Origin of the sequence: Kitasatospora sp. NPDC101447, from assembly GCF_044767225.1 — a bacterium.
GTDB lineage: Bacteria > Actinomycetota > Actinomycetes > Streptomycetales > Streptomycetaceae > Kitasatospora.
The window spans coordinates 584,539-597,838 of the sequence record NZ_JBIWNL010000001.1; the positions used below are offsets into that span (position 1 = coordinate 584,539).

Consider the following 13,300-nt stretch of genomic DNA (forward strand, 5'->3'; position numbering starts at 1 on the left):
CCTACCGTCCGGGCCGTTGGCACGTTCCTCACGGCTCAGAAGGATTCCCATGATCGACCCGGCCGCGCCGTCGCGCGGTGACACACCCCGGATCGCCGACGATCCGCGCTTCGTCGAACTGCGCACCGCGTACCGCAGGTTCGTCTTCCCGGTGACGGCGGCGTTCCTGCTCTGGTACCTGGCGTACGTCCTCTGCTCGGCCTTCGCCCGCGACCTCATGGCGACCGAGGTCGTCGGACACGTCAACCTGGCGCTGGTCCTCGGACTGCTGCAGTTCGTCTCGACCTTCGGCATCGCCCTGGCCTACGGCCGGTTCGCCGCCCGGCGGTTGGACCCGCCGGCCGCGGCCCTGCGCAGCGCGGCGGCGTGCCGTCCGACCACCCCGGGCCCGGCAGGCCCCGGCGGCGACCAGGAACCGACGGAGATCCGGACATGACCCAGCACCTTCCCACCGCCACCGCCGCGGCGGCCTCGGCATCGCACAAGGGCCTGACCATCGGCCTGTTCGTCGCCCTGGTGGCGGTGACCCTCGCCATCACCCTCCGAGCGCGGCGCAGCACCCGCGGCACCGGCGGCTTCTACACCGGCGGCGGCCAGTTCTCCGCGCTGCAGAACGGGATCGCTATCTCGGGCGACTACCTGTCCGCGGCCTCCTTCCTCGGCATCGCCGGGATCATCGCGCTCTCCGGGTACGACGGCTTCCTCTACTCGATCGGCTTCCTGGTCGCCTGGCTGGTCGCGCTGCTCATGGTGGCCGAACTGCTGCGCAACACCGGGCGGTTCACCATGGCCGACGTGCTGGCCGCGCGGCTGCGCAGCGGGCCGGTGCGGACCGCCGCGGGTGTGTCGACCATCGTGGTCTCGATCTTCTACCTGATCGCGCAGATGGTCGGCGCGGCGACGATCGTGGGGCAGCTGCTCGACGTCAAGGGCGCCTCCGCGCAGATCTGGACCATCGTCGGGGTCGGCGCCCTGATGATCGTCTACGTCGTGGTAGGCGGGATGAAGGGCACCACCTGGGTGCAGATCGTCAAGGCGGTGCTGCTGATGGCGGGCGCGGCCGTGATGACCCTGTGGGTGCTGGCGAAGTACGGGTTCGACCTCGGTCACCTGCTCGGGGACGCCGCCACGGCGTCCAAGAAGGGGGAGGCGTTCCTGCGGCCGGGCCTGAAGTACGGGGCCACCGACGGCTGGTCGAAGCTCGACCTGGTCAGCCTCGGCATCGCCCTGGTGCTGGGCACCGCGGCGCTTCCGCACGTCCTGGTCCGCTTCTACACCGTCCCGACCGGCCGCGACGCGCGCAAGTCGGTGAACTGGGCGATCGGCATCATCGGGGTCTTCTACCTGATGACCCTGGTGCTCGGCTTCGGGGCGGCCGCGCTGGTCGGCACGACGACGATCAAGGAGAAGGACCCGTCCGGCAACACCGCCGCCACCCTGCTGGCCGAACACCTCGGCGGCGGCGCGGGAACCACCGGCGGCTCGCTGATGCTCGCCTTCGTCGCGGCGGTGGCGTTCGCCACCATCCTCGCGGTCGTCGCCGGGCTCACCCTCACCTCGTCGTCGTCGTTCGCCCATGACCTGTACGCCAGCGTCATCCGCAAGGGCACGGCCACCGAGCGGCAGGAACTGGTCACGGCGAAGATCGCCGCCGTGGTCATCGGTGCGGTCGCGGTCGCCCTGTCGATCTTCGCCAGGGACCTCAACGTCGCGTTCCTGGTGGCCCTGGCCTTCGCCATCGCGGCCTCGGCCAATCTGCCGGCGATCCTGCTGACCCTGTTCTGGAAGCGCTTCACCACCTTCGGCGCCACGTGCGGCATCTACGCGGGCCTGGTCAGCGCGATCGGCCTGGTGCTGCTCTCCCCGATCTGCTGGGGCGGCGCGACCGGCACGGTCCACGCCGTGAAGCTGACGGCCGCGCAGGCGAAGGACTGCGGCGTGGAGGCGTCCAGCCAGCAGGTCGGCAACGCCACGGCGCTGATCTCCTGCACCGCCACCGCACCGGTCCCGCTGCAGAACCCGGGCATCGTCTCGATCCCGGTCGGGTTCGGGGCCGCCGTCCTCGGCTCCCTGCTCGGCGGCCGCCGCCGCCGCGACGAGGAGTCGGACCGGCGCGGCTTCGAGGAGCTCCAGGTCCGCGCGCTCACCGGGGTGGGGCGGTAGACGTGGAACCGGGCTCGAATCTCGACGAGTTCCTCTCCGACCTCGCGCGCTACGCCGCCGCGGAGGTCCTGACCGCCCAGCTCACCGCGGACACCCTGCGCAAGTACCTGCGGGCCGGGCTGATCGTCCCCGACGACCTGTGCGCCGGTGACACCGACGGCTACGCGCAGCGGCTCCTGCACGCCGGACGCACGCACTCGGTGGTGGCGCTGACCTGGCTGCCCGGGCAGTCCACCCCGATCCACGACCACGTCGCCTGGTGCGTGTCGGGCGTGGTGGAGGGCGTCGAGGTGGACGAGGCGTTCCGGCTGTGGCGGCTGCCCCGGTCGGGGCGCCGGGTGCTGGTGCCGTCCGGCCGGACCACCTGTTCCCCCGGCCGGGTGCAACTCCTGGTGCCGCCCGACGAGGACATCCACCGGGTGTCGAACGGCGGCACCGGTCGCGCGGTCTCCCTGCACGTCTACGGCGCCGACATCTCGCTGAACGGGGGCAGCTCGATCAACCGGGTCTTCGGACAGGAGGTCGTGGCCGTCCGGCCGGACGGAGCCCGCCTGGTCAGCTGGCGGAACGCGGACGATCCGGCCCCCTGACCGGCACGCCGTGGGCCGGCCCGCCGCTGCGGTCGGACCTCGCGCGCATCGGCCCCCGTCGGGGACGGGGGCCGGTGCGCGCGGCGCGGTCAGGCGTACGCCCTGGTCAGGGGTTCGCCCCGGTCAGGCGCGGGCTACGGGCACTTCTCGTCGATCCGGTACTGCAGGGCCCTCGGGTAGTCGTGCCGGCTGAGCCGGACCCGGGCCAGGATCGGCGCGTGGTTGAGGTCGTTGCCGGGATCGGCGATCTCCGTCAGGAGCGATTCGAGCTCGGCGTGGGTGGTGAGTTCGCGCCCGTGCATCCGGTCCTTCTCGGTGCCGAACACCTCGGCCAGCATCTCGTAGCGCCACGGGTGCAGCACGTTGTAGAAGTCGGCCCCGTTGGACGGCTTCTCCTTGTAGTAGCAGGGGCTGACCAGCATCTGCTCGATGCCGTAGAAGCCCTCGTTGTCCAGGACGAAGACCACCGGCCGCAGGTGGTGGCGCACCTGGGTGGACAGCTCCTGGCAGATCTCCTGGAAGGAGCCGTCCCCGACGAACACGAGCGGGCGCTTCAGCGGCTGCTGGCGGCCCAGCGCCACGCCGGTGGCGGCGCCGACGGAGTAGCCGATGGACAGCCAGCTGTTCTGGGCCAGGAAGCCGGCCCGCTCGGTGATCCGCAGGTTCATCGAGCCGAGGAGCGCGAAGGCGGCGTCCGAGACCACCGTGAACGGCGAGGGGGCCTGCGGGTCCCCGCCGGTGGCCCGGTGCTCCAGGAAGTGGTTCATGTGCTCGAAGAAGCTGTCGTAGGTCAGCTCCGCCGGGTACTGGTCGCTGCTCAGCGAGTCCAGGAAGTCGGCCGTGCTGGCCGGGACGTCCAGGCCCGCCGCGTGCGCCAGTGCGAAGTGGTCGGCGGCGAAGGTCCTGCCGCCCAGTGCGTCGCGCAACGCCCGGATGAACCGGCCGAGCTGGACCTCGGGGAAGTACTTGGCGCCGACGCTGACACCGTCGCGGGCCGCCACGATCCAGTCGTCGCCGATCGACTGCTCGCCGCCGAGGTTCTTGGACGTGGACCAGGTGCCCAGGCCGATCCGGCACCCGGCGTTCTTGAAGGTCGCCCGGATCTCCGGCAGGCTCGCCTTCCCGTTGTAGACGCCGGCGAACAGCGGGTGCCGTTCGGACACCACGGACTTCGCGCCGACCGTGGTGCAGAACTGCATCCGGGTGGCCTGCACGAAGTCCAGCAGCTCGTCCTCCAGCCGCTTGCGGACCAGTTCCTCGCCGGCCCACACGATCGGGGTGCCGAACGCGTCGATCAGCTCCACCGCGGCCGCGACCGCCTTCTCCAGCATCTCCTCGTTCCGCTGGGTGAACGGCCGCTCGTGGGCGCGGAGTTCTCCCTGCGGAGGCGCGCACGGCGCGTGCCAGAGGTCCTCCATCACCTCCAGGTAGACCGGCTTGCGCTCGGTGAGGCACGCGGTGATCGCGCTGTCGATCTGCGAGGGCGCGAGGCCCGGGTTGGAGAGCACCTGTGCGTCCACCGTGACCTGCCGGTAGACCTCCAGGTTGCTCTCCCGGCGCGGGCTCATGTGCGAGGTGAGCAGGCCGACCGCCTGCTGGTTGAGCCACTGCTCGTAGGAGGGCGCGGCGTTGATCGCGATCAGCGGCACGTCCTCGACGTACGCGCCGCCGACGGTGTTGAGCAGGCTGAACGCGCCCACCCCGTAGGTCACCGCGACGGCGCCGACGGCCTGTTCGCCCGTGGCCGGGTCGATGTCGGCGGCCCGCACCCGGGCGTAGGCGTCGGCCGCGTAGCCGCCGCCCATCTCGGTGGGGGTGCCGATCCAGCGCACGCCGGTGGTGGACTGCATGATCGTCAGGAACGGGCCGAGGAAGTCCCCCGGCACCCCGAACAGGTACTTGACGCCCAGCTGCTCCAGCCGGGTGGCCAGGTAGCGGGCCACCGTCCATTCGTCGCCGCTCATCCGCGCAGTGCCTCCTGTCGGCTCTCCGACCGTCCTTCCTCCCGGGCCCGGGCCTCGGGCCGGAGCTCCGGTTCCGCCCGGGCCGGCGGCGGCGGGGCCTCGTGCACCGCCATGGCCGACCGGACGGCGGTCTCCACCGCGCCCTCGATCCAGGCGTGCTTGAACGAGACGTGCTCGCCGGCGAAGTGCACCGGGCCCTCCGGCTTCATCACGTCGAGGTGGAAGCTGGTCATCTGGTGGGGGGTGTACACCGCCGCCTCGCCGAAGGCGTACGGGTCGCGCAGCCAGCTCTGGGTCTGTCCGTAGCCGGTGTAGAACACCTCGATCCGGCGGCCGTGCACCGACTGGAGGTTGCGCAACGCGTACACGTACCGCTCGTCGTCCTCCATGGAGTCCCAGCGCACCGCGTCGTCCGACCAGCTGTAGCTCGCCAGGACCACGCCGCCGCCGTCGCCCTCGGGCACCGGGTGCGAGGGGTAGTACATGAAGCGGTTCGGGTTGTCGGTGGTCGAGCCGCCGCCGAAGCAGTCGGTGGCGGGGCGCACGCTCGCCCGGAGCAGCGGGGTGTGCTGGTAGACCTCCCGCTGGCCCTGGCCGATCCGGCGCTCGTCCACGCTCGCGTGCGCGCCGAGCAGCACCTCCGGCAGGTTGCGCGGGGGCCGGTGGCCGTTGTGGGCGGCGGCGACGGCCGCCTCGGCGTCGTCCTCGCCCGCCCGCTGGTAGTACTCGTACAGGCCGGGGGCGATGGAGTCGAGTTCGACCTTCCAGTCCGCCTCGGTGAACTCCCACCACCGGCGGGAGAACTCCAGCAGCACCTTGGTGGCCTGGTCGTAGTGGGTCTCGATGATCGCCCGGCGCTTCTTGTAGGAGAACGGCGGTGTCACCTGGACGAACCGCAGGGCCGAGAACGGGACGGTGACGATCGCGAAGTCGCCCTTCCAGACCGTGGGTTCGGCCTCCGGGTCGTCCTCGGGGACGGTGCTGACGGCGACCTGCGGCCCGATCGGGCCCACCTCCCGGGCTCCGCCGCCGTCCCGGCGCGGGTCCCAGTACTCCATCCGGATCATCCGCCGGCCCATCCGCAGTTCGTCGCGGAGCTCGTCGGCGAGCGCTTCGGGCAGCTTCCAGCTGCCGCCCTCGATCTCCCAGTAGGTGGCGTTCGGGTTGATGTCGCTGCGGCCCAGGAAGGTGTGGAAGAAGGCCAGGTGCAGCCGCGAGGTCATGTTCTCGATCGTGCCGATCGCCTCGATGGCCTCGTCGCTGAAGCCCGCGTACTCGCGCAGGAAACGGCCCATCGAGTAGCCGTCGAAGTCGCGGATCACCCGGGCCCAGCCGTCCAGCCACTCGGCGAACGGCTTGTTCACCCGCTTGCCGTCCTTGATCTCCGAGTAGTAGTCGCGGACCGGCTCCAGGGCCTGGTTGACCATGTCGGCGGCGGTGATCCGCACCTCGTCGCCGGTGAGGTGGAAGCCCTCGTTGATGCAGCTGGGGTCGGCCGCGTACTCCTTGCGGCGGGCCTGGATCCGGTTCGTGCGGATCCAGGAGTTGAAGCGCTTGGCCGGTTCGCGGAAGTCCGGGCTGTCCGCGCCGTACTTCCAGACCTTGCCGGGCTCGAAGGACTCGTAGACCACCGGCGGGACGGGCGCGTTCTGGTTGCCGGTGTCCGGATCGACGTCGACGTTGAAGAACAGCTGCCGCTGCAGGCCGAGGCTGTCGACCAGCGCCAGGGTGAGCGGGTGGAAGCTGGGCAGCCGCATCGCCCCGGCCTCCGCGTACTGCCTGGGGTCGTAGAACGGCCCGTCGAGTTCGTCGTCGGTGGACCGGAAGGTCTTGATCCGCCCGCCGGTCCGGTTGGCGTTGGCCTCCAGGATGGTGACGTTGTGTCCGGCGTCCTTGAGCAGCTTCCCGGCGACCAGTCCGGCGATGCCCGCGCCGATGATCAGCACGTCCTTGGGCTCGTCCGTCGCCGGGATGCCGTCCTTGATCAGGACGTCGAGGTAGCGCAGCTTCAGGTCCTTGTCGTCCGGACCGACCAGCAGCAGTTCGCGCGCCAGTTGTCGGCAGGTCTGCCAGCGGGCGCGATCGCCGGCGGTGCCTTCGATGACGGGGTTCTCCATGGTGTTCCTCGGGGGAGTGGGCAGCGCGGATGACCACGATGAGTGATTCGTATGCTACTCAAAGTAGCTTCGTCGCCGAGGGGCCTGTCAACCGGAGGTCGGTCCTTCGACGGGATCACGCAGTGCCACCGGGCGAGTCCCTGCCCGCGGGGTGTGCCGGGAGCGAGTTGCGGGGAGCGGGCCCGCGCCGGGCGGGGAGCCCGTAGAGTGCGCGGCATGTCGGATGACGAGCTGCGGCGGATCAACGCCTTCCTGGCCGGGTTCGCGCGTCGGCGGGCCGAGCGCACGGTCGAACTCCAGGGCGGGTTCGCGGTGTTCGACGACCGCTTCGCGGGCTCGTGGTCGAACAACCAGGTCGTGGTGGACCGGACCGACGCGGAGCCGGCCGCCCTGCCCGGCGTCGTCGACGAGGTGATGGGCGAGCGGCCCTTCCGCGTCGCGTCCGTCCTGGACGACGACTTCGGCGCGGCGTGCGTCGGGCCCTTCGAGCGGGCCGGGTACCGGCACAGCACCTACCTGGTGATGCTGCACTCCGGCCCGGTCCCCGCCGCCCGCGACGGCCGCACCGTCGAGGAGGTCGGCCTGGCGGCACTCCGCGAGCCGCTCGCGGCGAGCTGGCGGACGGCACTGCCGGACGCCGACGAGGAGGTGATCCACCTGCTGGTCGAGCGACGCGTGACGACCCGCCGCGGAGCCGAACGCGTCCGCTTCCTCGGCTCGCGGGCGGAGAACGGCGAGGTCGCGGCCTGGAGCGACCTCTATCTCGAACCCACCCTCGGGATCGCCCAGATCGAGGACCTGATGACCGCCGAGGCGCACCGCCGGCGCGGCCACGCCGACGCCGTCCTGGCCGCCGGGCTGAGCCGCGCGGCGGACGCGGGCTGCGCCACGCGCTTCCTGATCGCGGAGTCCGACGACTGGCCGCGGGAGTGGTACGCCCGCCGGGGCTTCGAGGTCATCGGGCGCGGCCACGGGTTCGAACGCACCTGAGGCACGGCCGGCGGGCACGGGAGGGGCACCGTCGGCGCCGACGAGGTCCCGTCGCGCTGAGGGAACGGCGCCCCCGGGCGGGACGGGGCAGGACGGGACGGGCAGGGCAGCCGCGGCCGATCGGGCCCTCGCGCGTGTCGCCCGAGCGGCTCACACCTCCTGGGCCGTCCCGCCCGGCCAGTCCCCGCGGCCCGCCAGGTCCAGGACCAGGGCGGCGATGTTCCACGCGTCGTCGTCGCCCCGGTGGTGGCGCCCCTCCAGCGGGAGGCCGGCCACCGTCAGCGCCTGGGCCATGCCGGGGCGCCGCCGCAGGCCGTAGGCGGCGGTGAAGGCGACCTTCGCATTGGTGTGGCGCTGCCCGAACGGGTACTCCGTGCCCGTGGTCCGGCACTGGCGGGTGAACTGGTTGCGGTCGTAGTCGCCCCAACTCGCCCAGGGCAGCGTGCCGGTGCGGTGCCGGGCGGCCAGCGTCCGGCAGGCCTCGGCGAAGGACGGGCCCCCGTCCACCTCGGCCTGCGTCAGCCCCGTCAGCTCCGTGCAGAACGGGCTCACCCGCGACCGCGCCGGCCGCACCAGCAGCCGGTGCTTGGCGAGGCGGGTGCCGGCGCGCAGGTCGACGACGGTGAGCCCGATCTCGATGATCTCGCTCACCTGCCCGGGCGGCGGCTGCCCCTCCCAGCAGGTCGCTTCGACATCGACCACGTTCAGCAGGTGCTCGTTGACGTCCATGAGGGGGCATCGTAGGAACCTCCGGCCCCCGGGTCACCCGGATTTCCGCCGCCGGGCCGGTGACCGGCCGCCGTTCCGGGCCTCAGTCCGCGAGGCCCAGCGGGTCGGGGGCGGAGTCCAGCAGTTCGGGGCCGTTGTTGCGCACGCTGTTGACGGTGGGGGCGACGGCGCGCACGCGCAGGTCGCCGTCGGCGGGGCGACGCAGGAGGTGGTGGAGCTCGGCCGGGTCGGTGTGGGCGGGGGAGAGCCAGGTGGGGAGGTCGTCCGGGGCGATGGTGAGGGGCATCCGGTCGTGGATGCGGCCGGCGCTGTCGGTGGCGTCGGTGGTGATGACGGTGGCGGTGGCGAGCCAGGCGAGCGGGTCGTCGTCGGCGCGGGTGCGGTCGCGCCAGAACTCGTAGAGGCCGGCCATCAGCATCACGCCGCCGGTGCTGAGGAAGTACGGCTGCTTGTACTTCTTGCGGTCGGCATCGGCGGGCACCTCCCGCCATTCGAAGTAGCCGTCGGCGGGGATGACGCAGCGGCGGGCGGTGAAGGCCTTGCGGAAGGCGGGCTTGGTGTCGACGGTCTCCGAGCGGGCGTTGATCATGCGGGCGCCGCCGGACGCGTCCTTGGACCAGGACGGCACCAGGCCCCAGCGCAGCGGGCGCAGTTGCCGCAGCACCTCGCCGGTGTCCCGGTCGACGCGTTCCAGGACGGCCGGGACGGGATCGGTGGGGGCGACGTTCCAGCTCGGCGCGAAGGTCTCGGCCGGGTCCCAGCGGAGCTCACCGAGCAGCGAGACGAGGTCCTGGGGCGTGGTGGTGGAGACGAAGCGGCCGCACATGCCCCCAGCCTGCCACCAGGGACGGACAACCGGGGCGCACCCCGCGGCTTCGGCGGGCCGGTGTGTTCGGTGTGCCGGTGCGTTCGGTGTGCGCCGCCGTGGCGCACCCCGGCGCGGCGCCTCAGTGGGCGCGGCGCCGCCCCTCCTCCGTCCAGGGGCGCAGCTTCTCCGGGTTGCGGACCGCCCAGATCCGGGTGATCCGGCCGCCGTCCACCTCGAAGGCCGCGACGGTCGCGGTGCGGCCGGCGCGCTGGGCGACCAGGCCGGGGCGGCCGTTGACGGTCCGTTCGAGGAGCGTGAGCCCGGGGGCCAGGTCGGCGATCCGGACCACGTACCGGGCGATCGGGTCGGCGCCCACGACCGGGCGCAGGACGGCGCCGACCGTGCCGCCGCCGTCGGCCGTCATCGTGGCGTCGGGGGCGAGCAGGCCGACCAGCGCCGCGATGTCCCTGGCCTCCCAGGCCTCCTTGAAGTGCCGTACCAGATTGGCCTGTCCGGCCCTGGGGGCGGTCGGCGCCTGCGCGGCGCGCACCCGCCGTCGGGCCGAGGTGGCCAGCTGGCGGCAGGCCGCCGGGGTGCGGCCGACGATCTCGGCGACCTCGGGGAACGGGTACCGGAAGACGTCGTGCAGGATGAACGCCACCCGCTCGGCCGGGGTCATCGCCTCCAGGACGACGAGGAAGGCCATGTTCACCGACTCGTCCAGGGTGACCCAGTCGGCCGGGTCGGTCGGCTCCTCGTGGCCGCCGCCCGGCCCGCCGATCCACTCGGCGCGGTCGGGCAGCGGTTCGGGTATCCACTCCCCGACGTAGCGCTCGCGCCGCACCCGCGCCGAGCCGAGCAGGTCCAGGCAGACGCGGGTGGCCACCGTGGTCAGCCAGGCACCGGGCGAGGCGACGGCCTGCTGCCGTTCCGGCGGCATCGCGTACCACCGGGTGTACGTCTCCTGCACGGCGTCCTCGGCCTCGGCCAGCGAACCCAGCAGCCGGTAGGCGAGGTTGATCAGCTGCCGCCGCTCGCCGACGATCGCGCTCGGGTCCGGTTCGGACGGGTGGTGCCCCGGCTCGGATGGGGTGGTCATGATCGGGGCCGCTCCCTGGCTCGTCTCGTCCGCCGCCGCCCGCACGGCGCTCGTGCGGACGGCTCCTGCCGCTCTCGCCGTTACGACCGAACGGCGCACCGGAGTGTGACACCGGGAACCCCGCCTCACACTCGGGGCCCCCACATCGTCGGTTGATCGAGACATCGACGATCACTGCCGCGGGGCGGCAGAGGGGAGCGCATCATGACCACGGCGACGACGGCTGCGACGGCGACGACGGCGGCGACCCGGCGGGGCGTCACCTTCCTGAGGGCCGCGATCGCCCTGCAGACCGCGGCCGTCTTCTTCCAGGCGGTCACGGCCGGCCTGCTGCTGTCCACCTCCTCCGCCGAGGTGGTGCACGGCGTCGGGGCGCGGGTGATGTACGGGGCGTCGATGCTGTACGTGCTCGCCGCGGTCCTGGCGTGGCGGCCGGGCGGCGGGTCGCCGCGGCCGGTCCTGCACGCCGTCGGCTTCCTGGTGCTGGCCTCGGCGCAGGTCGTGCTGGGCATCGCGCACGTGCCGTCGGTGCACGTCCCGCTGGGCGTGCTGATCTTCGGCCTGAGCGTGGCGGCGCTGGTCCGGGCGCCGGCCGCCCGCGTGGTGCGGCGGTCCGGCGCCCGGTAGCGCGGGCTCAGGAGGTGACGGTCCAACTCCGCCCGGCGGGCGGGTCGGTGGTGACGGGCGTGCCCGCGGCCGCGGAGCCGACGCCGAGGTCGAGCCCGGTGGCGACGTTGGTGACGGTGAGGGCGCCGCCGGCCGGGGCCCGCGTCACCCGCCACTCCTGCCAGGGGTTGCCGGGCGCGAGGTCGAGCAGGTAGGCGCTGTTGCCGGCGGAGGCCCCGGCGGACAGCACGGTGTGCCGGTGGGTCGGGGTGTCGCAGCCGTCGGTGATCCGGACCGTGCCGTCCGGGTTGGTGGTGAACACCCACTGCTGCGCCGGGTCGCCGCCGCGCGGCGGCTCGACGTCCGCGATCGAGGTGAGCGGCGAGGCGCAGGTGCCGGAGACGCCCATCGCCAAGCCGCCGGTGGTCAGCGCGTGGTACCGGCCGTCGTCGACCACGCCCGTCGTCCCGCCGCCGGTCTGCGCGGTGAGCCGGTACAGCGCCGCCCCGTGCGGCGGCAGGGTGCCGCCGAGCGGGCCGGTGACGGTCGAACTCGCGCCGGTCCACAGCTCCTCGGCGCGGTAGGCGGCGCCGCCGAGTCCGAGCCCGGCGAGGCTGGTGCTCACCGTCCGGGCGGCCGTCGGGTCCTGGTTGACCAGCAGCACGGCGGTGTCGCCGCCGGCCAGCTGCCGCTTGAGCACGACCGGTGCCCGCCCGTCGGCCGGCCTGGCGCCGACCAGGGTGGCGGGCTTCGCCAGGCTGTCCTGGTCGACGGCGATCACCCCGCGGTTCTTCAGGATCGCGAGGCTCTCGGCGCTGATCCCGGTGGACCAGGTGTAGCCGTCGGCGCTGTGCCCGGACTGCGCGGCGGTGCGCAGGTCGGCGCCGGAGATCAGCGGCGCGGCGAGCATCGCGAGGATCGAGGTCTCCGTCCGGGACTCGTCGTCGGTGAAGGGCTTGTGGCAGGTGCAGGTGTCGGTGGTGCCGTAGAGGCCGTAGACGTCCTGCCAGCCGGTGAACATCATGTCCAGGTCGTTCCAGCTGCCCGGGCGGACGTTGTCCGGGTACTGCAGCGCGGTCTGCAACTGCCCGTTCCAGAGCACCCCGTCGAGTTCGCTGTCCCGGTCGCCGCCGATCCGGCACAGGTGGGCGACCTGGCCGCACCAGATGCCGGTGGGCGCGTAGCCGGGGGCCTGGAAGGGGGCCGTGCCGGCGGCCAGGACGACCGGGTCGGTGCGGGCCGGGTCGTCGGCGGCGAGCAGGTACGGGACGCCGGTGTGGACGGGCTGGGCGGAGACGCTGAGGGTGACCCGGGGCCGTCCCCGCGCGGCGGAGGCCGCGTCGAGGGCGCGCTGGAAGGTCTGCACCCGGGCGTAGACGGAGCGGGTCAGCTCCTTGCCCTCGCCCTGGGTGCCGTAGTCGTGCCCGTCCGGGCCGATGATCTTCGGGCCGTACGGGCAGTCGTCGTACTTGACGAAGTCGACGCCCCAGGCGACGAAGTCGGCCGCGTCGGTGCTCTCGTGGCCGAGGCTGCCGGGGTGCATCTGGCAGGTGAGGTAGGTGTCGGTGGCGTAGAGGCCGAACTTCATGCCCTTGTCGTGGGCGTACCGGGCGAGGTACTCGATCCCGTTGACGGTCCGGCCGTCGACGCTCTGCGCGGGGAAGTGGTCGGGCCGCGGGACGAGGTGGCCGCTGGTGGGGTCGTTGCCGGCGCCGTCGCTGCCGCCGACCGGGTTCCCGGCGGCGTCGTAGAGCTGCAGACCGCCGTCGGCGTTGCGGACCAGGTCGGTGGTCTGGCCGTCGCGGTGCCACAGCGACCAGCCGTCGTCGATGGTGACGGTGTCGTAGCCGGCCGCGACCAGGCCGTTGGCGGCCATGAAGTCGATGGTCTGGACGACCTGCTCCTCGGTGACCTCGGTGCCGAGGGAGTTCCAGGAGTTCCAGCCCATCGGCGGGGTGAGGGCGGGGCCGTTGCCGAGCGCGACGGCTCCGGGGGCGGTGCCGAGGTCGAGGGCGGTGAGGCCGGCGGTGGCGAGGGCGAGTGAGAGGAGGGTGGCCGCCAGGCGGCGGGGGGTTCGGCGCATGCGCGCTCTCCTGGGGTGTGGGGGCGGGTGTGGGGGCGGGTGTGACGGTCGGTCGGGAGGTGCGGGGGGAGCCGCGGGGGGGCGGGGGGGGGCGGGGGGCCGCGGGGGGGGGGGGGGGGGGGGGGGTGGGGGGGGGCCCCGGGGGCGGTCC

11 protein-coding genes are annotated in these 13,300 nt (G+C 73.1%); 5 read left to right on the top strand and 6 right to left on the bottom strand.

Annotation, left to right across the window (positions count from 1 at the left end):
• Positions 1-49 precede the first annotated feature (49 nt).
• Genes ACIRST_RS02515 through ACIRST_RS02525 form a run of 3 tightly spaced genes read left to right on the top strand, consistent with a single transcriptional unit; the run spans position 50 to position 2,753 of the window.
• Positions 50-436: a DUF485 domain-containing protein gene (locus ACIRST_RS02515; RefSeq protein ID WP_350523083.1), complete on the top strand. Its 387-nt coding sequence runs from the start codon at positions 50-52 to the stop codon at positions 434-436.
• Positions 433-2,163: a cation acetate symporter gene (locus ACIRST_RS02520; RefSeq protein ID WP_402799349.1), complete on the top strand. Its 1,731-nt coding sequence runs from the start codon at positions 433-435 to the stop codon at positions 2,161-2,163. The genes ACIRST_RS02515 and ACIRST_RS02520 overlap by 4 nt, the downstream gene beginning before the upstream one ends.
• Positions 2,164-2,165: 2 nt before the next feature.
• Positions 2,166-2,753 carry a cysteine dioxygenase family protein gene (locus ACIRST_RS02525; RefSeq protein WP_350523081.1) on the top strand — a complete coding sequence of 196 codons (588 nt, stop codon included), beginning with the start codon at positions 2,166-2,168 and terminating at the stop codon, positions 2,751-2,753.
• A 134-nt stretch (positions 2,754-2,887) separates the two neighbouring features.
• On the opposite strand, the gene ACIRST_RS02530 is transcribed toward ACIRST_RS02525, so the two are convergent.
• Both ACIRST_RS02530 and ACIRST_RS02535 read right to left on the bottom strand, forming a co-directional pair.
• The gene (locus ACIRST_RS02530; RefSeq protein ID WP_402799350.1) at positions 2,888-4,717 is read right to left on the bottom strand and encodes an alpha-keto acid decarboxylase family protein; all 1,830 of its coding nucleotides are present in this window, start codon (positions 4,715-4,717) and stop codon (positions 2,888-2,890) included.
• The gene (locus ACIRST_RS02535; RefSeq protein ID WP_402799352.1) at positions 4,714-6,834 is read right to left on the bottom strand and encodes a flavin monoamine oxidase family protein; all 2,121 of its coding nucleotides are present in this window, start codon (positions 6,832-6,834) and stop codon (positions 4,714-4,716) included. The genes ACIRST_RS02530 and ACIRST_RS02535 overlap by 4 nt, the downstream gene beginning before the upstream one ends.
• A 216-nt stretch (positions 6,835-7,050) precedes the next feature.
• Here ACIRST_RS02535 and ACIRST_RS02540 point away from each other — a divergent pair, with 216 nt between their 5' ends.
• Positions 7,051-7,824: a GNAT family N-acetyltransferase gene (locus tag ACIRST_RS02540; protein WP_402799354.1), complete on the top strand. Its 774-nt coding sequence runs from the start codon at positions 7,051-7,053 to the stop codon at positions 7,822-7,824.
• Positions 7,825-7,974: 150 nt separating this feature from the next.
• On the opposite strand, the gene ACIRST_RS02545 is transcribed toward ACIRST_RS02540, so the two are convergent.
• The 3 genes from ACIRST_RS02545 to sigJ form a co-directional block, all read right to left on the bottom strand.
• The gene (locus tag ACIRST_RS02545; RefSeq protein ID WP_402799356.1) at positions 7,975-8,553 is read right to left on the bottom strand and encodes an exonuclease domain-containing protein; all 579 of its coding nucleotides are present in this window, start codon (positions 8,551-8,553) and stop codon (positions 7,975-7,977) included.
• Positions 8,554-8,635: 82 nt separating this feature from the next.
• Positions 8,636-9,379, bottom strand: a complete 744-nt coding sequence (locus ACIRST_RS02550) for an SOS response-associated peptidase (RefSeq protein WP_402799357.1) — start codon at positions 9,377-9,379, stop codon at positions 8,636-8,638.
• 121 nt (positions 9,380-9,500) lie between these two features.
• A complete protein-coding gene (sigJ, locus tag ACIRST_RS02555) occupies positions 9,501-10,460 on the bottom strand; it encodes an RNA polymerase sigma factor SigJ (protein ID WP_402799358.1) in 960 nt (319 codons plus the stop codon).
• A gap of 204 nt (positions 10,461-10,664) precedes the next feature.
• Between sigJ and ACIRST_RS02560 the strand changes: the two genes are divergently transcribed.
• Positions 10,665-11,087: a hypothetical protein gene (locus ACIRST_RS02560; RefSeq protein ID WP_350523074.1), complete on the top strand. Its 423-nt coding sequence runs from the start codon at positions 10,665-10,667 to the stop codon at positions 11,085-11,087.
• Between the two features lie 7 nt (positions 11,088-11,094).
• Here the strand turns inward: ACIRST_RS02560 and ACIRST_RS02565 are convergent, their stop codons facing one another.
• Complete coding sequence (locus ACIRST_RS02565; RefSeq protein WP_402799361.1) at positions 11,095-13,149, bottom strand: alpha-galactosidase; 2,055 nt, start codon at positions 13,147-13,149, stop codon at positions 11,095-11,097.
• Positions 13,150-13,300: the final 151 nt, after the last annotated feature.